The 25674-nt window shown below is 37.9% G+C and carries 14 protein-coding genes and 1 tRNA gene; 9 read left to right on the top strand and 6 right to left on the bottom strand.

Going from position 1 to position 25674, the window contains the following annotated elements; genetic code table 11:
• Positions 1–17 precede the first annotated feature (17 nt).
• The 5 genes from DMP02_RS03485 (at position 18) to DMP02_RS03505 (ending at position 3821) form a co-directional block, all read left to right on the top strand.
• Entirely contained in the window at positions 18–1760 is a 1743-nt protein-coding gene (locus DMP02_RS03485) for a hypothetical protein (RefSeq protein ID WP_126322687.1), read from the top strand.
• Positions 1761–1832: 72 nt separating this feature from the next.
• Positions 1833–1909, top strand: a tRNA-Pro gene (locus tag DMP02_RS03490).
• 590 nt (positions 1910–2499) lie between these two features.
• The gene (locus DMP02_RS03495; RefSeq protein WP_126322688.1) at positions 2500–2871 is read left to right on the top strand and encodes an RCC1 domain-containing protein; all 372 of its coding nucleotides are present in this window, start codon (positions 2500–2502) and stop codon (positions 2869–2871) included.
• A gap of 27 nt (positions 2872–2898) precedes the next feature.
• Positions 2899–3348, top strand: coding sequence for a universal stress protein (locus DMP02_RS03500; protein WP_126322689.1), 450 nt, complete (start codon positions 2899–2901; stop codon positions 3346–3348).
• A 248-nt stretch (positions 3349–3596) separates the two neighbouring features.
• The gene (locus DMP02_RS03505) at positions 3597–3821 is read left to right on the top strand and encodes a DUF378 domain-containing protein (RefSeq protein WP_126322690.1); all 225 of its coding nucleotides are present in this window, start codon (positions 3597–3599) and stop codon (positions 3819–3821) included.
• A 165-nt stretch (positions 3822–3986) separates the two neighbouring features.
• Here DMP02_RS03505 and DMP02_RS03510 read toward each other — a convergent pair whose 3' ends face one another.
• Positions 3987–5186 (bottom strand): DNA recombination protein RmuC, encoded by a 1200-nt coding sequence (locus DMP02_RS03510; RefSeq protein ID WP_126322691.1) that lies wholly within the window; start codon positions 5184–5186, stop codon positions 3987–3989.
• A gap of 29 nt (positions 5187–5215) precedes the next feature.
• Between DMP02_RS03510 and DMP02_RS03515 the strand changes: the two genes are divergently transcribed.
• The 3 genes from DMP02_RS03515 to DMP02_RS03525 all read left to right on the top strand — a co-directional run bounded on the left by DMP02_RS03515 (position 5216) and on the right by DMP02_RS03525 (position 18876).
• A complete protein-coding gene (locus DMP02_RS03515) occupies positions 5216–7063 on the top strand; it encodes a transglycosylase SLT domain-containing protein (RefSeq protein ID WP_126322692.1) in 1848 nt (615 codons plus the stop codon).
• A 148-nt stretch (positions 7064–7211) separates the two neighbouring features.
• Positions 7212–15956 (top strand): hypothetical protein, encoded by an 8745-nt coding sequence (locus DMP02_RS03520; protein ID WP_126322693.1) that lies wholly within the window; start codon positions 7212–7214, stop codon positions 15954–15956.
• Positions 15934–18876 carry a hypothetical protein gene (locus DMP02_RS03525; protein ID WP_126322694.1) on the top strand — a complete coding sequence of 981 codons (2943 nt, stop codon included), beginning with the start codon at positions 15934–15936 and terminating at the stop codon, positions 18874–18876. Before DMP02_RS03520 ends, DMP02_RS03525 begins: the two co-directional genes overlap by 23 nt.
• Before the next feature lie 174 nt (positions 18877–19050).
• Here the strand turns inward: DMP02_RS03525 and DMP02_RS03530 are convergent, their stop codons facing one another.
• Together DMP02_RS03530 and ssb are read right to left on the bottom strand one after the other, a co-directional pair.
• Positions 19051–19380: a BON domain-containing protein gene (locus DMP02_RS03530; RefSeq protein ID WP_126322695.1), complete on the bottom strand. Its 330-nt coding sequence runs from the start codon at positions 19378–19380 to the stop codon at positions 19051–19053.
• Between the two features lie 395 nt (positions 19381–19775).
• Positions 19776–20246, bottom strand: coding sequence for a single-stranded DNA-binding protein (gene ssb / locus DMP02_RS03535; protein ID WP_126322696.1), 471 nt, complete (start codon positions 20244–20246; stop codon positions 19776–19778).
• A 173-nt stretch (positions 20247–20419) separates the two neighbouring features.
• Between ssb and uvrA the strand changes: the two genes are divergently transcribed.
• A complete protein-coding gene (gene uvrA / locus DMP02_RS03540) occupies positions 20420–23299 on the top strand; it encodes an excinuclease ABC subunit UvrA (protein ID WP_126322697.1) in 2880 nt (959 codons plus the stop codon).
• 185 nt (positions 23300–23484) lie between these two features.
• Here the strand turns inward: uvrA and DMP02_RS03545 are convergent, their stop codons facing one another.
• The 3 genes from DMP02_RS03545 to DMP02_RS03555 all read right to left on the bottom strand — a co-directional run bounded on the left by DMP02_RS03545 (position 23485) and on the right by DMP02_RS03555 (position 25451).
• Positions 23485–23772 carry a GIY-YIG nuclease family protein gene (locus DMP02_RS03545; protein WP_126322698.1) on the bottom strand — a complete coding sequence of 96 codons (288 nt, stop codon included), beginning with the start codon at positions 23770–23772 and terminating at the stop codon, positions 23485–23487.
• Between the two features lie 61 nt (positions 23773–23833).
• On the bottom strand, positions 23834–24511 hold the full coding sequence (locus DMP02_RS03550; protein ID WP_126322699.1) for an outer membrane beta-barrel protein: 678 nt from the start codon (positions 24509–24511) through the stop codon (positions 23834–23836).
• 286 nt (positions 24512–24797) lie between these two features.
• Positions 24798–25451 (bottom strand): outer membrane beta-barrel protein, encoded by a 654-nt coding sequence (locus DMP02_RS03555; protein WP_126322700.1) that lies wholly within the window; start codon positions 25449–25451, stop codon positions 24798–24800.
• Positions 25452–25674: the final 223 nt, after the last annotated feature.

The raw sequence follows: 25674 nt of genomic DNA on the forward strand, positions 1-25674 counted from the left end.
ATAAAAGGAAATAAATTATGCCTAGATTTACCCTGATTGAAGTGGATAATTTTCCTATTTATGAATATATCATTGAGATGGTTGCTCTTCCTTTTTATTTACGAAGAGGTGCTTATACACATCGAGAAGAGATTGATTTTGCAACTGAAGCAGAGATAAATGAGGCGATAGCAGACCGGCAATTGCCAGAAACCACTACTACTCCAATGGTTGTTGAATACGAAAATATGGGTGATAACAGAAGGCTAATTTATAGCCTTACTGTAAAAAGTCATTTTCTTTTACCTTTTGATATTCGTTATACAAACTCTCTGAATGGAATCCTTTTATTCGTGGATACTGATCAGGCGGGTAGAATGTATAGCAGCATGTTACCACCAGAAATGCTGGTGGTGGTATTGCGTGCTAGAGCGAATAGATTTGAGGAACAGCAGCTTGAAATTCAAAATGTATTGCGAGAACTTAATGCATTGGAAGGCCAACAACGTGTAGCTCAACTGCCTGAAACGCCTCCAACGGTTAACATTAATTCGGCGCAGAATACGCATACGGCATCTGTGCATCAATCAGTGACTAAGGCGATTGTAAATTTACAAATACGCTATCAGGATGTACTAGATGAAAAAAATAGCATCGATCAACTAAAAGCAATGCTGGCAAGACTTAAGCCTAACGCTTTGCATCTAGACTCTATCATTATTAAGGGGGCAAAGCAGTCTATTAATACCTTGGCTCGAATAGCCCATGAGGTAGAAGGAAGTTCTGGCTTAACAGTGCATCATATTGTTGCACTCATTTGGACCGCAATAAACGATAAGGATGAGGAAGTCCTTTTAGTGGGAAAAGAAGAAGCTTTAAAACGACTTATCCACAATCTATTTGAAATTCAACGTGGCTATAACCTAGATGAGCAGGGGAATGACGATGGTGAATCGGCTAGGCCCATTTGTTTTGGTGGCACTATTAATATGCTAGTTGATACCTTAAATACTATCCATTCCGATGTACAAATAATCTATGCGACAACCTCATCGGCGTCATTAAAACTGTTTGCTCTGGTTAGAGAGCATGCCGTCGGATTTATTAAAAGTAGCGCTAAAAAAATCATATTGTTTGAACAAATGAAGCGTAATAAAGGGGTTGATGGTTATCCTATCCCTGAATTTGTTTTGGTGGGCATTAAAGAGAGAGTTAAGAAAATTTTTGAAGAGGAATTTAAAAGCTACCTAAAAATCCAGGATCTGAATGAGATTTTTTCCAGTTATGGTTGTGTTAATCTGACAGAAAATGACTTTAATGCCATTAAACTCTCGATATATACAGAATGTGAAGAAAAAATTGCCCTATTTAGAAGGCATATTAATAATCATCTAAGCGAGTCCTTAAAAACTTCTGACGTACCACAGAGAAATAAACAAGAAATTGAAAGGTTAAATAACGCACTCAATGATATGCTAGATGGGCTTATCGATGTTATTAAGAAAAAAGACGAGCTTGATAAAGATTATTATAGGCTGTTTAAAAAAGAGTTTAAGCGACTATTGAATGAGAATATGCTATTTTCTTCTTCAACCTTGGAAATATTCCGTCATCAAATTTTAATGTTCCTCAATAGACTGATAGAGATTTTAACTGGAAAAAAAATAGCTTCTATTTCATCTGGAACCATGCTGTTTAAGCAAAAACGCGAGATACAGCTTAGCTTAAAAGATAATTTTGAATACGCTATCAATCATCTGCCAATGGCCTGTAGCCCCTAATTAGGGCTAGCACCGCTAACCTTCAAACAGCCTTGCGAGTTTTCTTTATGGGCATTACAATGGCTGCCTTTTCGGGGCGTAGCGCAGCCTGGTAGCGCACCTGCATGGGGTGTAGGTGGTCGCTGGTTCAAATCCAGTCGCCCCGACCACGAAAATCAACGTCTTAGTGTGCTCTCCCTCAACCTCAGCGCGGTACAAAAAATAACCATTTCTCTGTTCTTAAGGCTCTATGTGTTATCGAGTTAATTTATTTTTCCATAAATAGTGTTTATTTCGTCCATTTTATAAGAAAAATTGATTTAAATTGTTCATAAGTTACTCAAAGCATGATATAAGATTTTATCGGGCAAGAGGGATGTAAAGCCGTATTCGCTATAGAAGGCGGTTAAGAGCACGCGTTTATCATCTGAAAAAGCTATTATATTAGCGACAGTTGCATCACAGGCAAGGTTTATTGAAAAACAGGGCTATCATTATAAATGGAAGAAACCACCGACAATTGATCAATCAACGTTAGCTGCATTTAATAATGAATCTATACAGCTATTTTGGAAAAGTTTTATTGAAAAAAAGGACATTGTGACGATTGATAAGCATTTTAAAAGGATTGATGCCGATACCCTACACAATGTTGTTAAGTGAAAATAAAACACTCTGGATTATGGGAAGTAATGCGGATAAACAGCTTGCATTCGAAAAGGATGCTCCAGAACAGCTGGGATTATAAAAAGTTTCTCATATGGAGGATGTTAAGCAGATCGTCGCAACGGATTTTACAACCGCCATTTTAGAAGGAGAAAGTGTCATTCATTGTTTTGGTATTCCAACATTAAAACCTCGTTGCTTGCTGAATAATAAGCTAAGCTTGTTACCGGATTGGGTGACGATAGCTGAAAATCTGAATGTGGTTGATATCTCAGTTGGTCAAAGGCATGCATTACTTCTCACCGCTGAAGGCGAGGTCTATGGTCTGGGTTCTAACGAGTATGGTTTATTAGGACTAGGCGACATAACTATCTGTGGTGCTAGGTTATTCATGCACTATAAAGCCCGTGTTCGTGCGAACATTTACTGCTATAGTAAAGCAAGAGGAACGGTTACCTTATCTTAGTCTATTGGCAAAGCAGGAGATAAAAAAATGGCCATTTATCAACATATCTTAGTCGCAATCGATCTGCACCCCACCTGTGATGAAATTATATTAAAGCGTGCACATGAACTAGCAACCATGAACAATGCGACCTTATCAGCTATTCATGCGGTCGAACATATTAATGCCTATGGCGTTGCGCAAGCCTATCCAGCCGTCATGGATCTAGAGGGTGAAATGTGTGCGGAAGCAAGAAAACAATTGGCTGAATTATCTAGTAAGTTTTCTATTCCTGCCGATCGACAATATGTTGAAGTAGGTTCACCCAAGGTCGTTATTTTAGATAAGCTAAAAAAGTTGAAGTCAGATTTAATTATTATTGGTAGTCATGGGCGTCATGGTATTGGCATATTGTTTGGCTCTACGGCTAGTGCAGTTATTCATCATCTGACGTGTGATGCCCTAGTTATCAAAATACCTGACCATAAAATAACATAACGTCATTGCGAGCGCAGCGCGGCAATCTAGCTATGTATTCTCCTAGATTGCTTCGTGCCTATGGCACTCGCAATGACGGATGGTCCGCTCACTCGCGTTCGCTCGCCATGACGGTGATGTATATTTGTTTATCTACGATTTTTGAGCTACAGTAAGAGGGTATTATTGCAGTAGTATGCAAAAAATAAGACATTTGTAGTGAGATAGGCGTGTTAATACGTGTTACTTGATTAAATAAAGGAGTATTTATGTTCAAGAATCCGAGTGTTTTAGATTGGGTTGCACTAGTTATCTTATTTATTGGTGGTTTAAACTGGGGCTTAGTCGGTTTGTTCCACTTTGATTTAGTCACTGGTATTTTCGGCGATTACAGTCCCATCGCAAGAATCCTGTATATTATTATCGGCCTTTGCGCTATTTATGTGTTAGTTCGTGCGCTAAGCTGCTGTAAAAAAGGGATTTCAGTACCTTAAGTTTTCGTCATGGCGAGCGAACACGAGTAAGCGCGGGCCATCCGTCATTGCGAGTGCCATAGGCACGAAGCAATCTAGGAGAATGCGTAGCTGGATTGCCGCGCGCTTCGCGCTCGCAATGACACTAAATTTTTACGGCACTCGCAATGACGAGTAGCTAGCTCATTATTCCAAAGCATTCGGTGTTAATTCCACTTTTTCTATTTTTTCAAAACGTGAACTGATCTTATCCGCTGATGTTTTAGCTTCTTGAATATCAGTATGTGCTTGTTGAATATGTTTGGATAGATTATCCATACGTACTCTAAATCGAGAAAAATCTTTGCTTAATACCGTTAGATGTTCTTGAATCAAATGTACCTGTTCACGCGTTGCGGCATCTTTTAATACCGCACGGGCGGTGGTTAAAATAGCCATCATGGTGGTTGGGGACACTAACCAGACGCGTTGACGATGCGCCTCTTCCACTAAATCATAATAATTAGCATGAATTTCAGAGAAAATGGCTTCCGCTGGAATAAACAGCAAAGCACCTTCAGAGGTTTCGCCAGGGATAATATATTTACTTGAAACTGCTTGTATATGATGGCGTATATCGATACGAAATTGTGTGGCCGCTGCTTTTTGTTCACTTTTTGGTAAATCATGATCGGTTAATTTGCGAAAACCTTCTAAGGGGAATTTCGCATCAATAGCTATACTACCGGTGGGAGGAGGAAGCAGTAACAGACAATCTACCCGTTTTCCATTACTGAGGGTGTGTTGCAAACTAAAATGGGCAGGTGGCAGCACATTTTTAATCAGCGCATTTAATTGTACCTCACCAAAAACACCTCTAGAACGCTTATCTGCTAGAATTTGCTGTAAATTAATCACGTTGTTAGAAAGTTCAGTGATTCTTTTTTGTGCTTCATCAATCAGGGCAAGCCGTTTTATGACATCGCTAAAGGTTGCCGTGGTTTGTGCAAATCGATCAAATAAACGTTTTTCCACCTGCCCGCTGATCAGGTGTAATTTTTCTTGTGTATTTTCAGTTAATTTATCCATACGTTGGCTAATGGATTGCAAGCCTTGTTGTATGCTGTCTTGCAACAGTTTTAAATTACCGAGCTGATGCTGATCAAATTGTTGTCTGTACAGATTTAATTCGCGAAGCAATTGCTCTTTTGATTCGGCAGCATGGCGTTGATCGTTAACCCGTGAATCACCGAGCTGATTGAGTAAACGATTAATATCCAACCAACGGCTTTCCATTTGTACTAACTTTTCATGTTGGCGCTCTAATTTATAAAAATGAAATAGCGCAAACCCTATCAAGCTGGCAAGCAATCCTAAAGTGATATATATAAAGTTAATGGCGATCATTTTTTCCTACTCTATAAATAAGCAATCAGATGATTAAAAAATATCTGAGTCGCTTGTTATTAATGCTACTATTCTGTTCAAACGTGGCTTATACGGATGACAGCAATTCACAACGACAATTATTTTGGCAAGCACGACAGCTTTTATTAGCTAAGCATTACCGGCAATTTGAACAATTAAGTGATCAGTTAAAAGATTATCCCTTATATCCTTATTTATCCTACATCAAAATAAAACAGCAACTAGCTTATCAGAATGTCGCTGAAATAGACGACTTTTTGGAAACCTATAAAGACACACCGTTGGCCGATAAACTACGTATGGAGTGTTTAACGCAAACGGTCAAACGAAGAGATTGGCTACACTTTATACATTATTATCGTCCCATTTATGCGCCTACCTTGCAATGTTATTACCTGAATGCCTTATTAGCGACCAATCAAAAACAAGCGGCCTATAAAGCGATACCCGAATTATGGTTAACATTGAATTCGCCACCTTATATCTGCCACCACGTATTCTCACATTGGGAGCAGTCAGGTGAGTTGACGCATGAACTAATTTGGAAAAAATTAGAGCAAGCGATTCAGCGGAATAATGTGCCTGTTATTCAGCATTTAGGGCAACGGCTAGCGGCGGATGAAAGGCAACAGCTTAAATTATGGTATCGGGTACATAATCATCCGTTGCTGGTGGAACAAAGCGAACAATTTGACAGCGATGATCCCATTGATAGAAAGATTTTACTAGACGGCATAGGCCGCTTAGCGGCAAAAGATCCCAGTGAATTGGTTGAAACATGGCCGCTTTTGACAAAAATGTATCCGTTTAATGAAGCAGAAAAGCAAAGCTTGCTCAGTAGCTTATCTATTTCACTGGCAAGGCATGCTGACTTAGATGCAGGCACATGGTTAAAACAAGTTAAGCCCACCTATGCAGATTCAGTGCTACGTGAATGGCGGGTACGTAATGAGTTATTAAATGGAAATTGGAAGCAAGCACTGTATTGGATTGATCATTTAACACGCCGTGAGCAAAAGCTTCCGTGTTGGCGTTATTGGCGGGCGAGGGCATTAGCAGAAACCCAGCAAGCCCAGGCGGCCACCGCTATTTATAAAAGCTTAGCCGCTGAAGTAGATTATTACGGTGTATTAGCCAGCCAACGGCTAAAGCAACGCTATTCTCCAGTGACACGCCGGGTATTAGGCAACCCCTCTGCATTGCAACAAAACGAGGCCATACAACGTGCAAAAGAGCTTCATGCGCTGGGCTTTACAGGCGATGCGCGTCGTGAATGGTTATGGGCCCTGCCGTCTTTGTCTATTCCCCAACGCCAAGCGGCTGCACAATTAGCAAAGCAATGGGAGTGGTACGATTTAGCCATCATTGGTGCTGCCAAGGCTAAGATACAGAACGATGTTCGATTACGTTTTCCGATGGCTTATCGTACCCCGGTATTAGCCACCGCAAGAAATTTACATTTAAATGCGGCTTGGATTTGGGCCATTATGCGCCAAGAGAGTGCCTTTATGTGGAATGCAAAATCAAGTGCGGGAGCATTAGGGTTGATGCAAATTATGCCCGCAACCGGGAAAATGTTAACGAAAAATCTTAATTTAACCTCGAGCAATTTATTAGATCCTAAGCAGAATATTCGTTTAGGTGGCTTTTATTTAAAACATTTATTAAAAACATTTGATGGTAGTCTCGTATTGGCGACAGCGGCGTATAATGTAGGGCCTACGCGCATTAAAAATTATCAAACACTGTATCAACGTTTGCCACGGGATGTTTGGGTAGAAATTTTACCTTGGAAAGAAACGCGTGATTATATTAAAAGCGTTAGTTTAGCCCGAAACTTATATGGCCAAACCTAAGTAATAAATTTTTCTGCTACTTGCCAGGTAAATAACCGCAGTCATGCGGTAAATTTAAAGAAAAGCATTGAAAATCTGATCGCCTTAAGGAATATTTAATTTATTTCATCTATTATTTATCACCTAATAATAATAGGATAGCTCTGATATGGCGTTGGACAATAAAGATAAACTTAGCGCATCGCTGTTTAATAGACTTAAGCGCGATGCTGATCTCAATCGTTTACTATTTGATCAAAACAAAACATTAGAGGAGTTTTTAACCCTCTTTCCGTTTAAGAGTCATTATTCTTATCCTACGAATAATGAGAGATCATACCTAAAGTATACTAAAGAAACAAAAAATAATGGCACTGTTTTTGAGACATTGTTCCAACCTATTGCCAATTTAGGATTGTGGCACAATCCGACTACCTCGAAATTTTATTTTCTTGCTGACTGTTATAATGACGGCGAAAAAGGCGAGTTAGTACAAAGAATCGTCTGGGAACGTATAAATAAAACCATCGATTTTTTACTCTACTTTGACATCAAAAATAACGACTACCTTGTAGAAAGTTCTTATAGACAAGAAAAGAAAAATTGGCTTTATTTTGTTAATTCTTATCCTTTTCTTGATTATAAAGGGATGGATATATGGTATATCTTAAATGAGTATGAAGAGGAAAATGAGCCTAAAAATTTAATAGCATTGTTATCGGAGCAAGCCGAATGGCTTTTACATTCAGAAAATAAGTTCTTATTGGAAGAGTTATTGCACAAACTATTAAGCCATTACATAAGTTATTTTTTTAAACTTAGTCTTGATGAAGAGATTCCATCAAGCGCAGCAAAGTATCTAAAACGTTTTATAAGGCATCAGGAGAAGGCGTATTCTTTAAATCTAAAGGACATTAATAATCAAATAAGGCATATTATCGGTGGCTTTGGTGAAGCGCTATTAAACAACGGTCACTTTGAACGCAATAAATCCTCTTTGCAAAAAAATATCGATAAGAACAGTTTTCCAGATGTTGGTTCAGGCTATACCCTTAAACAAGAAGATTTATACGTTTATTTACAGTCCAAATTCTTTTCAGACAATCAGGCTAAGAATACGTTATTTAAAAAGCTTAATTACATTAAGGCTGATGATGGGTATGATTATATACCGGAATGCTGTTCCAAATTAAGGTTAACCCATTACACCGAACTGAGCACGCTTTCCAAAGAAATCTTCGATTATGTGACTGTATTAATTGTTAATTTTGGTACGGAAGAGAATCCAAAATGGACTTGTCTGAAAAAAAATGCAAAAGGAAAGTGGATTATTTATTTGCCAAAAAATTATCAGAGAGATCAAATTGCAATCGCTGCAATTCCTTATGTTAAAAAACAGACCTATTCGATAAGCATTCAACCAGAGAATTGGAGCGAATGGAATACTACATTGCTTAGCACCATTATTCCTTCCTTATATAACAATGAAGAAAGTAAAATTGAAAAACGCATCCAAAGTTCTACGCTTGAAGAGCGTTTTAGTGCTGTTACTGAAATATTTTCTTCTACTGATAAAAAACAACCCATACACCAAGCCTTAGTTTTATCCGGTCGTTATTCAGGGCATTCTGTAAATGATCTTGCTGGAAATCCAGATTTAATCAAGGAAAATCCATTTTTAAGTTTACCGGGTTATATTAATTTTAACGATCAGGTATTACACAGCAATAGATATATCTCAAGCGTTAATAAGGCACTCATCTTATCTCCCTCCAATGGGAAAGAACTCATTGCAGGTTTATATAAAAATGAACAACCTAAGGTCATTATTAAATTAACGGGTCAGTTTAATCTTTCAAAGGAAGAATATGAGTTATTGATTAAATTGCTTGATCATGATGCCTATATTTTAAAGATTGAGTTTAATATTGCAAAAGACTTTAAAGAGAGCGCGTCTGAATTTATTAATCCATTGATTAAACATGCAAAAATCTGTGTTGCTAGAAATCACTATCTTAGCCTTCAGTTTGAAAAAAATTTCTTTTTACCCAGCTACTATAATAGCTTAAAAAATTCCGAGTGTATGTGGCGTGATATTGGTGACTCTATTATCAAGTATTTAGATGCCAATCGAAAAAACTTTGCGGATAAAAAATTTGTTGAATCTTATTTACAAGCTAGATCAAACTTGTGTATTCAACCAAAATATTGGCCTCTTTTGGGTAAGCCTGGACTAGACACATTTTTCGAGCAACTAAGTGAATTTTCTGTCGAGGGTAAACTATTGTATGGCTTTTTTGACCTTGAAAGTGAAGTAGAGCCTTTATATACCCAAATTTTTTACATAAAACTCAAAGCGTTTTATGAAAATAGGCTGCAAAAAAATGATGAAAAACATTTAGCTGTTTTTGAGAAACTTGCCGTTGTCCTTCCTCAAAAATCGTTAGATGTGCCTAGTATTGCTGAACTGCTGTGTCTATTGGATCAGTATGACAATCAAGCGCCTTTATTGAAACAGTGTCTAGTATTACAGGCGTTTAAGGTCGATTCGAAGGAGCATATTCATTTATTAAGCGTATTAAAAAATAAAGTTCAACAGAATAATATTAAAGTTCAAATTGCTATTCCTGCTTTAGATCATCAATATTTTACCGATACCGACAAAGCATCTGTCGTTGCTCAGTATAGAGATTTACAAAATCAAATACAGTTTAACTGCCAACAAGATGATGCCCGCCAAGCCGTCATAGAAAAGGCTAAAAAAATCTTAACGCACGATAGAGTAGTACCTCAATCTTTAGCACCCCAATCGGATGGAAAATTAATCGGCGACAAGCAATGGTTATTCAATGAAGCGCCTGCATTGTGTTTTCAACAACAGCAACAGCAACAGCAACAGCAACAGCAACAGCAGCAACAACAGCAGCAACAAGCTTCAAAGTTGGACGCTTATTTAAATGACGAATCACAGCTATTGACGCGTGATAATATCAGATCCTATTTATCTAAACATTCAAACTATCTTTCAGCCGATCAAAAACAAGCTTTTGAGCAGCAATTTGCAAGTGATGGGCTTCGATTATTCAATGCCGTGGTAGGTAGCACGAAAGAAGCAAAAGGATTGATTGGTGGCATAGAAAAAAAAGCCATGGATGTTATCTTATTACATTCGCGTTCATTTCAAATGGGCCTATCGATGCATTATCCGCCTGCAGGATTTTATTTTTGTAAAGGAAAAACTGATCGCATCATTTTATGTTATAGCGAACAAAGGAAAGTTTCCGATCTAGAAAAACAATTATCTGCGGAAAATGTGATTGCCTATAGAGTGAGTTTAGAGAATAAAATGCCGGCCGAAGTCATGCTAGGCGATTACCGTTTGTTTAAAAACATTGCGAGTGAAAAAGGCAGCCCCTTGAAGCTATGTTTTGATTTAGCAACCCCATCTTATGATAATTCAAGCAATTTGCTTATTACTGCATTTAGTAAGTTACGTAGAACTAGCCAGATAACCCCTCATTTATTTAACAATAGATCTTTACCTGTTGCTATCGCACAAATGAGTTACTATGCCGTGAATGGATCGTTGTTCTCGGAAAATGATTTTGCCGAAACAAGCCGCAAGCAACTTAAGGTGTTTTTGACAAATAAGGATGAATTTAACGAATTATTTATTGAATTATGTTTTGCTGAAAATTTCCTGACAGAAACTAACTTAAAGGCTTTAGGACAGCTTTATTATCATTATGGTGATAAAGCGATAGTTCAATTTTTTAAATTAGCCGAATTTATCTATCTGCATTTTGATCAGGACCATTTTAAACAGTGGAAAATTAGTTTTGTTGATCCAGTCGTTAATTTTTCTGAACTATTAGATCTTGCTCAAATTGACGCGGTGTATGATTGTGTGACAACCTTTGAAAATAGCAGCAATCAACCCTATCGTGCCTTATTCTGGGAACTAGCGAAAAAAAATACCGATTCTGTAGGGTATCATCGGTTTTCTAAATCCTGGAGTAGCTTTAAATGCTTCATGGATTATCTAAAAGATAGGTCGTTAGAAGTAAAAGAAGATGCGATAGCCGCGCTGATGCTTAATGAAAAGCCATTTCAGTTATCCTTGTTTATAGAGCGGGTTATCTATGCACTGGATAAAATAGAACACAGTGGCAAAGATGTGCGCGCGAAGCAGCAAAACCTTCTTAAAAATTTGGCTAATTTTTCTTGGTGTTCCGGTGATCTGATTTATGCTATTGATGAAGGTTTGTCTTATTTTGACCCGGATTTGGAATTAAAAGATTTTAAAGCGTCAGAAAATAAAATTTCTTATCGTGTCTCGATGAGTCCAAGCAGCGATAAGCAAAATTGGATGCTGAGAGGGTTACGCTTTGCTGCATTCCTGCCCGATATTACCCGGGATCAATTTAAACAATATAAGACTCTCTTACACGAGATTAATTCTTTAACGATTCGAGATGATAATAAAGAAAGTTTAACGACACTACTTTTTATTACCACCTGTAGCGGATGTGATTCAATTGCCGATTTAAAGTGCGGTTTGTTTAGTCAATACGCAGAAATGGATAGTTCATTTTTTAGTTTTATAGCTGATTTTAATAAAAAATTTGTTTGGGAGGCTGAAGCTCCATTCGGCACGGAACCCTGTCAATTACACCTAGAAGACGTCAGTATTGTTTATGATTTCTTCAAGGAAAATCAGTTGTTAACTGCGTTTAAAAATAAAAGTCATCATTTTATTAATGCGGCTGGAAAGTTGTTACAGTTTAGCAAAGAAAAGCATTTAAAAGAGAACAGCTTTCTTCAAAGATTGAATAGCTACGATCATAATTTAACTGATAATAAATATTATCTTTCTAGCCTGGCTTATTTTATTTCTCACGGTCAGGGAAATACAGAAACAAGCGTATTTTATGATTTAATTGAAAGTACTTATGCCGCTAGTCCTAAGCACATCCAGCAAATAGATTTTTTATTTAAACAACTTAATACGATTGATTTTAATCAGAAATTTCCGACTATAGCGGAAATTGAAACCGTTTTAACGCAGATTAAAGATGCGGCAGATGAACAAGCGGTGAAAAATATTAGACGCGACTTTATTAAACAACAGATTAAGGCAGGCTGTGTTATTCCCTTGCAAGATGCGAATTATCGCCAGTTGTCAGATAAAGAACAAAGCCAAGCTTTACAACGCTTAAAATTATCAGCCTTGTACTATGATGAAAATCAAAGCTCGCTAAAGGATTTATTTACGCATATCGCAGTCCCTTCAAATAAAAATGCGAATATCAATTTGTTGCTAAATGAGTTAGGACAGATTTTGTCGCAATTGGATACGCATCCTGATTTTAATCAGCTTATTCAGGTCATTGCTTTGCTTAATAAGCAAGCCGAAAATAAAAATTATTATTCTTTGGCAGCGTTGAATTCCTTATTATCCGCTTTATTACCTACACCGAATGGATTCGTGCAGCTTTATGCTATAAGCACATTAGATGTTATTTTAAGTGAATTAAAAAAACAACAGGATAAGCAGGGCTTAATTAGCCGTGATCTAAGCTTATTATCTGACACCATGCCGAGTGATTTACTCAGCGTTATTAAACGATTAGAGGCGCGATCCTTTACGCCAAAACAAAGCGTTAAGTTAATCCAATTTTTCTTAAAAACCAAGAAAAATAATTTATTAGATTACGGTAAATGCTTAGATGTTTTAAAAGAAGTTAAAAACAGTGAAGTTATTCTTGATGGTTTTTTGGATTTATTTTTACGTATTTCGGAAGAAATTGAAAGTAATGAAGATAAAGATACACAAGAAGAAGCTATTAAATACCTGAATACGTTATGGATTTTAGATTTAGCCGGAGATGAAAAAAAACAAGCGATCGTTATTCAGCTCATAACACTTAGTCTAAGCACTAACTCAGCAAGCACTTTTTTGGCTAAGCTCTCAGAGAATTGTAAAAAAATCCCAGCCTATAAGCAATTATATGAACTAGACGAAAATATCTTATTGATATTGCTTCAAGCCATTAAACAATCGAAATTACTGAGCGAGGATTCGTTCCCGGATTGTGGTGAACTGATTGGTTTATTAAGCGCATTATCTGACGAGGAACTTGGAAAGTTGGCCGCATATTATACCTCAGCAGTACCCGTGCCTGATCTTGATTTTTATAGACATTATAAACAGCAGCATAATGATACTTCTGATAATGCAACAAATATTACTCAGATGTTGAATTATTTTGAATGTTGCTATCAAAAGATAGATAAACGTGATTATAGTGTGACGGATGAGGATAAAAATAATTTAAAACGCATTTTATCGCAACTGAAGTTTAAGGGTGGTGAATCGCTAGCCTTTGACGAACAACAAACGCTGATCAGCCTCTTATATTTTATTAACAGCTATAGTCAAGCAGAAGGGTTAGCGACATTAACAACTACTGATCTGGTCATTAAACTGCATGGCTTAGCGGAGGATTTACGTGCAGGCAATCAGGATATGTTTGATAAGATGGCGCTGGTTGCCATCCTACGTGAAATTTTATTACGCAAAACCGGTAAGTGGGCGACGCAGACACAATTATTAGCCTTGATTCAGGGGCTTATGACTCACGATCAAAGCTTGATCCTTCAGGTAGCACCTGGCCAAGGAAAAAGTATGCTTACCGCGCTTTATACCGCATTTTTAGCGTTAGAAGGTCATGAGATAGATATTTTTAGTGCTAAAACCGAGCTTTCTTTGCGTGATTACAAGGAATTCTTACCGCTCTTTAAGACCATGGGAATCCCTTGTGGTTATATTGATCAAGCTTCTGCTGAAGAGGATTATAAATTGGCAGCTAACGGCTTAGGCGCGGTTAATTTTACCACGCCCAGTGGATTGAGCTTATTTTATGCACGCTTTGTGCTACTTGAAAAAAATATATTTTCAGAAAAAAATAACCGCATTGCTTTTATCGATGAAGCAGATTTCATCTTTTTTCAAGAATCTAAGGTTCAATATAATTATGCGCCAGGCGAAACAGCTATTTTTGATCCGAATGCTTGGGTTTATAAGGTTGTTTTCGATTTTTACGTCAAAAATAAAGCTAAGTTTACGGCACATATTCAAACAGACGACTTAAACCCGTTGCTTGAGGCGATTAAAGCCCATTGTTTTTTAGCGTCTAAAAACTCTGACTTTGTCGCACATTATGCTATTCAACAACCCAATCAAGCGACGGCAGAAATCTTAGCTACATTAATTAAAGCAGCCCATGCGGCAAGCCGGTTAGTTGAAAATAAAGATTATTCTATTATCGAAGAACAACGTTTAATTCAAGAGCAGTTGATGACGGTACGTATAGCGTGCCCTTTAATTGAAAGTCAGCTTCAGTTAGGATCAAGCTATGGAAACTATGTACAGCAATTTTTACATATTGCCTTGAATAAACGCGAATCTGATCAAGGCAGAACCCCTAATTTTTTAATTAATCCGCTTTCCTCAATTGCGCTATCACTCAATGTACGATCGTTTCTAGCTAATTATTATCAAACTTGTATAGGCTTGACAGGAACCGCTGGCGGTCGCGAAAAACGCAGGCTGTTAGAAAAAGAGGGTTTTCAAACACTTAAAATACCGCGGCATACTGAAAATCAGGTTAAGGCATTAGATCCTATTTTTGCTTTGTCATTCAAACATCAGGTTAAATCTATTTGTGATACGTTGATTAACTACCATCAACAGCCTATTTTAGTCAGCTGTCGTGATGATAAAGCGGTACTAGCGCTGCATAAAGCAATTGAGGCGGAGCTAAAAAAACTAGCGTCGGAAAAAAAAGATCATGTAGCACACGAAATCCTTAACTCTTTAATTTGTGATACCAACATCAGCGGTAAATCTGAATCAGAAATATTAAAAGAAGCGGGGAAAGCGGGTAGCGTCACACTCAGTGCTCGAATGGGTCGTGGTACCGATATTAAACCTTATTCGCCGGAGGGGGTTAAGGTTGATTTAGGGGTTATACGAAGTTATTTACCGGGTGAAAATGATAGTGACAGAGAGACTTTGAAACAAGAAATTGGGCGTGTAAATCGTGGTTACGAGGAAAAAAAGATAGCCGCTTTTTATATAGACATTTATGATCAATCCGAAATTAAACGCAGGATTACTTCTGCAGAAGAAAGTGAGCCCAAGCTATGGGAATTAGCCAAAGCCTATACAAGATATAAAATAAGCAAGCGAAACTTAAAAGCAGGTAAAACGCTAACTGCTATTTCAGAATTTGAGTCGGAAACTCTAGTTGAATTTGAGTCGGCGCTAGCAAGGATAAATAATCCGCTGAGCAATGCAAAAAACCAAACCTTATCCACCTTATCGCTTTTATTTTCAATTTTTGTCTTAACGGGAAAAATTACTCTTACCGATACCGATGAAAAGAATAACGAAAAATGGATTGGCTTCTTGAAGCAAGTGAATCAAAGTTATGCTGATTTTCTTTCGCAGAACGAAGGCACTGCAATCAATCAATTTAATCGGTTTATTGATGATTTAAAATCAAAAACCAGTGATTTATTTAAGTCATTAGGTATGATTGCTTGGCAAGGAGAGGCTAAAACTATTGATGATGCGCTCAACGCACTTAAGTTAAAAGAAATCGATTTAGAAGACGCTTTAATTGAAGAATGGCAAGTACCAGAATCTAGAGTAGAGCAATCCCAAAAAGAAGATAATCCCGTAGAAGGATTACTCGGCTTTTTACCCGATTACACCAAAAAGATTAATGAATATTTTTTTTCTAAACATACTAAAGAAGCTTGTAATTTAAAAAATAGTTTTCTTCCGCAAGGCGATAAAACTTTGGTAGCGTTTTTATCGCAGTATGGATTTTTTAATAAAAAATAACATTTATTCAAAGGAAGCATTTCAGACGATCGATTCTGCGCTGAATGAATTATTTAATTCAAACGCTACATTATTAGTACCATTAGATAAGATTCAGATCTTATTAGACATTTTAGTTAAAAATGATGTTCCCAGCCGTTTAACGGGTTTTATTCAGCTATTATCTATTTTTCATCAGCATGTTATTTTTACCGGTAAGCACCCTACAGTAGCGCATTTGAGCTATTTCTCAATAGTATCCGAAATGCTCGCTGATTTAATGAGCTATACGCAGACTGAGAAAAACCAAGAGGATTGTGCTAAATTTTTAAGTACATTATTAGACGCGCTTCATGCTGGTTCGCTTGATCTTAAACGCTTAACGGCTATTAAAAAATATATTACCGGCAATCCATTAGCTTGTGATCTACTCATCATCTTTTCAGAAAAATTAAACAATAATAAATTTAACTATGTATATGATTTAATTTTAAAAATTAATAATCTTTCATCCGTAAACGATCTAGAGGATAGACTCGATAGCTTTGTAACCATTATTCTAAGCAATCAATCTACATTGCTTCACAAGCCTGAATTTATAGGGTTTATTACCTCGCTTTTCTTTGCTGATGGGCTCACGGTTAATGCGAGCGTTTCCGAGAAAGCCGAACTATGTAATATTTTATTTGAAGTGTTAGATTTGGATCTAGCAACGCCCGAGCAGATTAAAGCCGGTTTTTACACTCACGATTCGGCGCTTAGAACAATACCTGAAATAAAAAGTTACTTAAGGGAGGTTTTAAAATGGTCGCAAGAGGCTAAGGTTTATTTAGAAAAAGCATCCTTAAATAAGAAGGATGGCATAGGCCAATCTATTTTACAGTGCTCGCAGCAAGATAATTCTGAGCAACATAACGATAAAAATTTATATTTTTATCACTCACTCAATGACAAAAAATGTCACAATGTCGTGCCAAATCTTATTTTAAAGCTAGGCAAGGATTATTTTACTCAAGCAGCTATAGATGATAAAAAACTATCTGAAAGCCTACACTTGGCGGGGTGTTTATCGAAGCGATTAAATTATATAGACGCTAAGACGGCTAAATTTATTGAGTGTTACAGACAGGATGAATCCGCCTTAGGTCTTAGTAAAAAAATAAAAGCTTTCCATGAAGATAAAAATGAAAAAACACTTTTTACTTCACTGGAGAAGGCTGAATCTAAAAAAGAGCGGATGCTATGCGCCTTATTATTAAATTCTGGATTATTAAAAAATCGGGATGAGCAAGATGAGAATAAAACCGCATGGTTGGAGGAGATTAGCCAAGTTTATGCTAGCTTAATCACAGCAGCGCTTAAATCAATCCGTAAAAAAGAATTAAAAGTTCAAACGCTGTTAAAAGAGCTTCAGCATATCAATGAGAATAAAAACACTTTTTTCTCCAATCCTGCTTGTCTTTCAAGCGAGAGTACCGATTTAAAACCCGCACTATTAAAAAACATATTAGCGAATATTATTCAAAATATGACTGAATTTGTCGATTCGGATCAAAATGAGCTTTCTAATCAAATAATTCAGCATTTAAAAGGGTTAAGCGATACGATTAACGATTCGGAGATCATAAAGATTTTTAACGCACTTAAGTCGAATAAACCTTGGCATGATAAGCTGAGTGATCTAGACGATAACCTGAAACCTTTGCTTGAAATGAGTGAACTTTATAAAAAATTTGAGAGGTTAAAACAGCTATCTACTTTTTTCAAAAATCAAAACCAAGCAAAGATAAAAAAATTCTTGAAATCAGTCACAGCGCAGAATTGTCAACACTTGCATGAGTCTATACTGCTAAAATTAGCCGAAGAATATTGTGCTGCTTCTATATCGGACAAGGCGTTAACATACTGTCTCAAACTAGCAGCTCACTTTGGTTCTTATTTAAACCCACAAAATCCTGAAGCGGTGGTTAATTTTTTAACGGAAAATAGCAACCGCCAAGAAAATAAAGATCGACATGATAAACTTATTGCGATTGCAAATACTTTGAAAGTGAATTGGGTAAAATGGTTTAGCAAGGTTAGCTTGTGCTGGGAACAGCGTGTCTTATTCATGAGCTTATTAACTAATGATGTCATTGCTGGCGCTAATGAGACTGATTTATACACCGCGGCTTGGGAAAAATATTCTCAGTTAGCTGAACAAACAATACATTCAGGCGAGTGTCGATTTAGCGATACGCTCAACCTATTAAGTGAGCTCAGTTATGTCGTTGCACCAGAAAAAGAGACCCGACCTGTAAAAGAAGATCAAACACTAAGCCATGATTTTGATCAGTGTAAAATAAAGTGGTTAAAAGATCTTAATCAATATGGTGGATTTTTTTCGACAACTGATCCCACGCGTAATGCACAAAAGAAAAAACTGTGTCAGACCATTCAATCGATTCAAGCTGAACAAGCAATGCCTTATCTGGAAATATTGAAGGCGGTTGAAGCCTTACAGCTCGATATTTTGCAGAGTGACCAATATTCAAATAGAAATAAGCAGAAGGGATTTAGCCGCTTACTTGATTTAAGCATGGGTATTAAGCTAGATGTGATAAAAAAAATAATGCAAAGCAACGATTCATTCCAGATTACAGAGGCCTTCGCGCTGGTTAACAAAGGGTTTAAAGAGAGTGAGGCACTATTAAGTCGTCGTCTAGCGAATGAGGGTAGTAGCTTATTACTGAATTTGATAAAAAGCTGGTTCCTTAAAATAAAAGCACTCTTTTCTTCTGATCTTGGTACCCAAGTAAGGGAGTTACCTAAACCGGATAACTACCAAAAATGGCCGAAACAGCTCAATTATTTTATGGAATACTGGAAGAGGAATGATGGTTTTATTTATGAAGAACGAACAAGAGATTACGAACTTTATTCTATAAGCAGGTCTTGTTAAAAAGAACCGCCGTCATTGCGAGTGCCGTAGGCACGAAGCAATCTAGAAAAAGTAATATGTAACTGGATTGCCGCGCGCTTCGCGCTCGCAATGACGAGTCCTTGCCTAAGGACGTCGTCCCCGGCTTAATGGACTGCTCTCCAAGGACGGCGGCCGCGGGACGACGTCAATTTCTTACTTTGGCATTTTTTTCACGATTAAGGCATTGGTTACGTTCGTCACACCTTCAACTTGTTTAGCTAGCTTGGTTGCTTGCAGTTTTTCAGCGTCTGTATCTACAAATCCCGTTAGCTTGACTTGGCCTTTATAGCTCATAACAGAGATAGCTAAACTTTTAAGATCGGGATCAGCCAATAACTTTGATTTAACTTTCAGTGTGATGACACTGTTATCAACATATTGACCCGTGGATTCTTGTGGTAGTATTTTATGATTACCCATAGCCATTGGACCAACGATAGGTAATGCGATTAAGCTTAAAATAATAAATAATTTTGCTTTCATAATAATGAATACTCCTATTTAAAAATAGAAACCTTAGCTTTTGACTATTTTTTTACGGCTTTGTATTAAAATAGATGACTAAATAACCAAATAAGTAGTAATACGGCAATAGGGATGCCCAATAACCAAGCAATTAAATATTTCATCGTTTTTATCTCGTATTGATGATCTTCTAGAGAAAAAAGCCTCTCTATCAAAAGAGTAGTCAAGTCATTCAATAAATCAAGTTTAAGGGCAGATAGGCGGCTCTGCCGTCATTGCGAGGCCATAGTGCGTGGCATGCTGACTGGATGGCCACGCTCATTACATTCGCTCGCCATGACGAATTGACCAAGGATTGCTGAAAAAAGAAAGTTTAGTCGATCTTTTTTTATACAATCGTAGTCGTACCCCTATTAAAAAGGAATATCATCATCAGCAAATTCGGTCGCCAACTCGGCTGACTTGTTCATTTCACGTGCAGGTTGCGTTGCTGAGAAATTATTACTCTGTTGGGTAAACGCGGGTGCGTCTGATGCTTGAGCGCCGCGACTATCAAGCATTTGTAATTCATTTGCCACAATTTCAGTGGTGTACCGATCTTGACCTGTTGTTTTATCTTGCCATTTTCGGGTTTGTAGACGGCCTTCAATATAGACCTTAGAACCTTTTCTCAGATACTCACCAACAATTTCAGCCAGTCGCTGAAAAAGAACCACGCGATGCCACTCGGTGCGATCATGTTGTTCACCGGTTTGTTTGTCTTTCCAGGTTTCACTGGTTGCAATATTAATGGTTGCTACGGCAGCACCACTTGGCATATGGCGAACTTCAGGATCCGCACCTAGGTTACCTATCAAAATTACTTTATTAATGCCTCTAGCCATTAGGATACTCCGACAAAAGCGATACTAAATATAAATTCTAAATCTTGTGAGTAAAAAAAGAAAGCTAAAACTAGGGTTTTATAAGAGGTTTCTTTTCGCAATGTTCAGGGTTATAGTGCAGAGTTTGTTAGATCGTTAACCTGGGTTTATTCTAAAATTTAACGTAGAACGCTATGGATACTATTCAAATTCGCGGTGCACGTACGCATAATCTAAAAAATATCGATTTAGACATACCCCGCGGACAACTCGTTGTCATGACGGGCTTATCTGGTTCGGGTAAATCGTCTTTAGCGTTTGATACGCTCTATGCGGAAGGACAACGTCGCTATGTGGAGTCTTTATCCTCCTATGCACGTCAGTTTCTCTCGATGATGGAAAAGCCCGATGTGGATCACATTGAAGGGCTTTCTCCAGCCATTGCTATCGATCAAAAATCGACATCGCATAATCCACGTTCTACGGTGGGAACAGTCACCGAAATCTATGATTACTTACGTGTTTTATTTGCCAGAGTAGGGCAGCCGCATTGCCCGATTCACGGTACTAGCTTAGCGGCGCAAAGTGTTAGCCAAATGGTAGATACCTTGATGGTGTTACCAAATGAGACGGGGCTTTCGATCTTAGCGCCATTGGTGCGCGGGCGTAAAGGCGAATACAAACAATTGTTTGATCACTTGCGTAGCCAAGGTTATTTGCGCGTACGTATTGATGGAAAATTACAAGAATTAGATCAGCTTTCTTCTTTAAATGCTAAACAAAAACATACGATTGAAGTAGTAGTGGATAGAGGCATTAAAATAAAACCTGAAAATCGATTGCGCTTAAGTGAATCCTTGGCAACCGCCGCTTCACTCAGTGAAGGTTTAGTCATGGTAGTGGTACAACCGGATGCCACTAATAAAAAACCACAGGAATTAGTTTTTTCAGAACGATTTGCTTGTACAGAATGTGGTTATAGTATCAGCGAACTAGAGCCACGTTTATTTTCATTTAATAATCCAGCCGGAGCTTGTCCACAATGTGATGGTATTGGCTATGAACACATTTTTGATTCGGAAAAAATACTGTCGCACCCTGAAAAAAGCTTAGCTAAAGGCGCGATACAGGGCTGGAACGCGCAGAATCCGTATTATTTTTCGCTGTTAACCGCGTTAGCCAAGCATTACGACTTTTCTCTGGATAAACCATTCGATAAGTTGCCAAAAAATATTCAAAAGATGATTTTAAACGGCAGCGGCGAAGAGGAAATTAATTTCCAATACCGTACTGAAAAAGGACATACCTATAGCAAAAAGAAAGCATTTGAAGGCGTGATACCGATGATACAACGTCGCTATCAGGAAACGGAATCACAAATGGTCAGAGACGAACTTGCGCGTTATTTAGTATTAAACCCTTGCTCAGCATGCGGTGGTACACGTTTAAAAGAAGCTGCGCGTAACGTGTTTGTCGCTGATAAATCCATTGCACAATGGGCGGCATTACCGATTGATCAACTGCGAACACGTTTTGAAAAATTAAACTTATCTGGACAACGTGCTGAAATTGCCAAAGGTTTAAAAAAAGAAATCATTGATCGTTTAAAATTTTTAATTGATGTGGGCTTAAATTATTTATCATTAGACCGTAGTGCCGATACCTTATCAGGCGGTGAATCGCAACGAATTCGACTGGCGAGTCAAATTGGTTCGGGTTTAGTGGGTGTGATGTATATTTTGGATGAACCTTCGATTGGCTTACACCAACGAGATAATGAACGATTGCTCAATACCTTATTACATTTACGCAATTTAGGTAATACAGTTATCGTGGTAGAACACGATGAAGAAGCTATACGCCATGCCGATTATGTGGTGGATATGGGTCCTGGTGCCGGTGTACATGGCGGACAGGTTATTGCACAAGGCTCACCCGCTGCCATTATGCGCAATCCAGATTCCTTAACTGGAAAATATCTTTCTGGTGAACGTCATATCGATGCACCTAAAAAACGTCATAAACCCAATCAAAAACACTTACTGAAATTGATAGGGGCTTCCGGTAATAATTTAAAGAATATCGATATTACTATTCCTTTGGGTTTGATGACTTGTATTACTGGCGTTTCGGGTTCAGGTAAATCCACCTTAATTAATGACACACTTTATCCCATTACCGCGAGAGCATTGAATAATGCCACGCTGATTCAGCCTGCGCCTTATACTGAAATCACTGGCTTAGAACAACTGGATAAATTGATTGATATTGATCAAAGCCCTATTGGACGTACTCCTCGTTCTAATCCGGCTACGTATATTGGTCTGTTTACACCGATACGCGAGTTATTTGCAGCCACGCCAGAATCGCGCTCACGCGGCTATAAACCCGGGCGGTTTAGCTTTAATGTCAAAGGCGGGCGTTGCGAAGCCTGTGAAGGAGACGGTGTACTGAAGGTTGAGATGCATTTTTTGGCGGATATTTATGTACAGTGTGATGTCTGTAAGGGTAAACGTTATAATCGAGAAACCTTAGAGATCCAGTATAAGGGTAAAAATATCCATGAAATTTTAGAAATGACTGTAGAAGATGCGGCGATTTTCTTTAAGCCTGTTCCTGTACTGGCTAGAAAGCTACAAATGCTGATGGAAGTCGGTCTTTCTTATATCCGTCTCGGCCAAAGTGCACCGACACTCTCCGGCGGTGAAGCGCAACGCATTAAACTAGCGAAAGAACTCAGTAAACGCGATACGGGCCAAACGCTTTATATTCTTGATGAGCCCACAACAGGTCTACATTTTTACGATATCGAACAATTGTTAAAGGTTTTATATCGTTTACGCGATCACGGTAATACGGTAGTGATTATCGAACATAATCTGGATGTCATTAAAACGGCGGATTGGATTATCGATTTAGGTCCCGAAGGCGGAAATAAGGGCGGGGAAGTTGTTTGCGAAGGAACACCAGAGCAAGTGGCTAAAAATCCGGCTTCTTATACTGGGAAATTTTTAAAACCCTTGCTGGGAAAACAAAGCGGCTTGTCAGCCGAAAAAAATGGCCGTCATGGTTAAAAACAGCTAAAGTAACATTCCTCAAATTTTACTAATTTTTTTCTTAGCTGATTTAGCTTAATTCTACATATAAATCAACTAGACGGCCACGCTCATTTCATTTGCTCGCCATGACGACTGCGTCATTTGCGAATTGTCAAGAAGTTTTTATCGTCATTGCGAGCGCGCAGCGCGTGGCAATCTAGTTAGATAATTTCTGCATATAAATCTATCCAATTTGGGTTGATATTTTCTATCAACTGCAGTTTCTTTTTTCTAGAACCCGCCTTAATTTGTTTTTCTCTCAGGATAGCTGATTCCATTGTTTCATGTAATTCATAAAATACTAATAATTTACAGTTATATTTTTTAGTGAACCCATCAATGATCCCTTCTTTATGCTCATAAATTCTTTTAACCAATAGGGATGTTACCCCGGTGTAAAGGGTTCCATGCTTTTTATTGGTTATGATATAAACAGCAGATTGTTTCATCCTATTATTTTATTGCCTGGATTGCTTCGTGCCTATGGCACTCGCAATGACGACCGATTAACTAACCAACGTTATAACCTACACCTACACCAACAAAATCGATATTACCCGGACGGTTTTTCCCTAGCGGTTGTATATGCATCCAGGAAGCGTCAACCGAAATATTAGGCGTAATATCATAGCTCGCACCCAAAGCCGCTTCGGGCGCCCATGTATGTTTGGCAATAGGGCTAGGTAATTCCGATGTCTGAGCAGAACCATTCTTTAAATTTACAATTTTTTTATTGATATTGATGCAGCTTGTTACATAAGCCACGCCTAATTTAGCGTATAAATTAAATTTATCAAAAATCGGAACAATACGCTTGCCGGTTAAGTCAATGACATCTTGTTTTAATGCGGCAGAGAGTGAAAAGTTAACTGGAACATCCTGCATATAAGCCTTAATCGTACTATGTAGTTCTTTTTTTCTTAATGGCAGATAACCCATTTCAAGTGCAAAATGTTGATTGAATTGGTAACCGATGGCGAAGCGACCCGTTAGGCTATTATTCGATAGATTGGGAGAATCCAGGGTAAATTTATCTTGAATAGCCCCCAGATCGGTTTTACTCGCCATATGCGTATTTGCATTACCCAGCTGAACGGTGAAGTACATGCCAGGCACTATAGCATTAGCAGCTATAACATTCAGTGCATAAACACCGAGTACGGTGGTTATGATAATCTTCTTAAGCATTTTTATTATTCTCCGCTTTTAAGTAACATCTTAGGGCTGCCTAAACGCGCTATCAATAGCACTTAATAGAATCTATTATCTAAAAAACTCATTAATGTGCTAGAAAATACTGTCAACTGGATGGCCACGCTCATTACATTCGCTCGCCATGACGATGACCGTGTCATTGCGAGTACCGTAGGCACGCGGCAATCCAGACAAAGGAGATATTTTTAAATAAAAAAAGCCCGGATGAACCAGGCTTCTTCGATCTTAGAACTAACATCAGAGGAGTAGACTAATCCGATTAACCGAAGTGGTAACCTAAACCAACCGCAACAAAATCAATGTTACCGGGACGGTTTTTACCAACAGTTTGGATATGTGTCCAAGACGTATCAAGCGATACATTTGGAGTAATGTCATAGCTCACACCAACGGCAGCTTCAGGCGCTAATTTGTGATCAGCAACCTGGAATATACTATTAATATTTCCATTAGCATTAGGATGGTAGACTTTTGCATAGGTGCCTGTTGTTATCACATAAGCTAGACCTAATTTTCCATAGGCATTAACACGATCTGAAATGGGAAGAATACCTTTTCCTGCCACATCAATAACAGATTGTGTCAGCGATTGATTTTGCCAAAAATAGCGATCCGTGAAGTATCTTTTTCCAGTATTTAAATTAAGATAACCTAATTCAACAGCAAAGTTTTGGTTGAGTTGGTAACCCACTGCTAAACGACCTGCCAAACCATTGTTTGATAAGTTGTTTGAGCTTTGGTCTGTTATTGACATACCAGCGATGGTATCGCCGAATTCTGTTCTAGCACTCATATGAGTATTTGCATAACCCAATTGACCAGTCACATAAGGACCAGGAACAGCCGCATTGGCAGCTATCGCGCTAAGTGCAGACACACCTAATACGGCGGTTGTGATTACTTTTTTGAACATTTTTATTATTCTCCTAAGAGCTTAACTAGTTAAACGAGCGACCATTTAATCGCCTGTTTAATAACTTGTCAAGTTGTGTCAAGCGCTAATAACTTATATCAAATTAATCTATGAGTGATTATTAATGTAAGTAAAAGTGCGGGTAATTCTTAAAGAATCCTTAAACTAACGATAAAAATAACTGTTTTAATGAAATCTTAATCTTATAAATTGAATAAAAAGT

It is taken from the genome of Candidatus Rickettsiella viridis (genome assembly GCF_003966755.1).
GTDB classification, from domain to species: Bacteria; Pseudomonadota; Gammaproteobacteria; order Diplorickettsiales; family Diplorickettsiaceae; genus Rickettsiella_B; species Rickettsiella_B viridis.

Coding starts and splice junctions, on each gene's coding strand:
- DMP02_RS03525 (WP_126322694.1), top strand. CDS start 15,934: ATGGATTTTTTAATAAAAAATAACATTTATTCAAAGGAAGCATTTCAG.
- DMP02_RS03555 (WP_126322700.1), bottom strand. CDS start 25,451: ATGTTCAAAAAAGTAATCACAACCGCCGTATTAGGTGTGTCTGCACTT.
- DMP02_RS03520 (WP_126322693.1), top strand. CDS start 7,212: ATGGCGTTGGACAATAAAGATAAACTTAGCGCATCGCTGTTTAATAGA.
- DMP02_RS03500 (WP_126322689.1), top strand. CDS start 2,899: ATGGCCATTTATCAACATATCTTAGTCGCAATCGATCTGCACCCCACC.
- DMP02_RS03505 (WP_126322690.1), top strand. CDS start 3,597: ATGTTCAAGAATCCGAGTGTTTTAGATTGGGTTGCACTAGTTATCTTA.
- DMP02_RS03530 (WP_126322695.1), bottom strand. CDS start 19,380: ATGAAAGCAAAATTATTTATTATTTTAAGCTTAATCGCATTACCTATC.
- DMP02_RS03550 (WP_126322699.1), bottom strand. CDS start 24,511: ATGCTTAAGAAGATTATCATAACCACCGTACTCGGTGTTTATGCACTG.
- DMP02_RS03510 (WP_126322691.1), bottom strand. CDS start 5,186: ATGATCGCCATTAACTTTATATATATCACTTTAGGATTGCTTGCCAGC.
- DMP02_RS03485 (WP_126322687.1), top strand. CDS start 18: ATGCCTAGATTTACCCTGATTGAAGTGGATAATTTTCCTATTTATGAA.
- DMP02_RS03495 (WP_126322688.1), top strand. CDS start 2,500: ATGGAGGATGTTAAGCAGATCGTCGCAACGGATTTTACAACCGCCATT.
- DMP02_RS03545 (WP_126322698.1), bottom strand. CDS start 23,772: ATGAAACAATCTGCTGTTTATATCATAACCAATAAAAAGCATGGAACC.
- ssb (WP_126322696.1), bottom strand. CDS start 20,246: ATGGCTAGAGGCATTAATAAAGTAATTTTGATAGGTAACCTAGGTGCG.
- DMP02_RS03515 (WP_126322692.1), top strand. CDS start 5,216: ATGATTAAAAAATATCTGAGTCGCTTGTTATTAATGCTACTATTCTGT.
- uvrA (WP_126322697.1), top strand. CDS start 20,420: ATGGATACTATTCAAATTCGCGGTGCACGTACGCATAATCTAAAAAAT.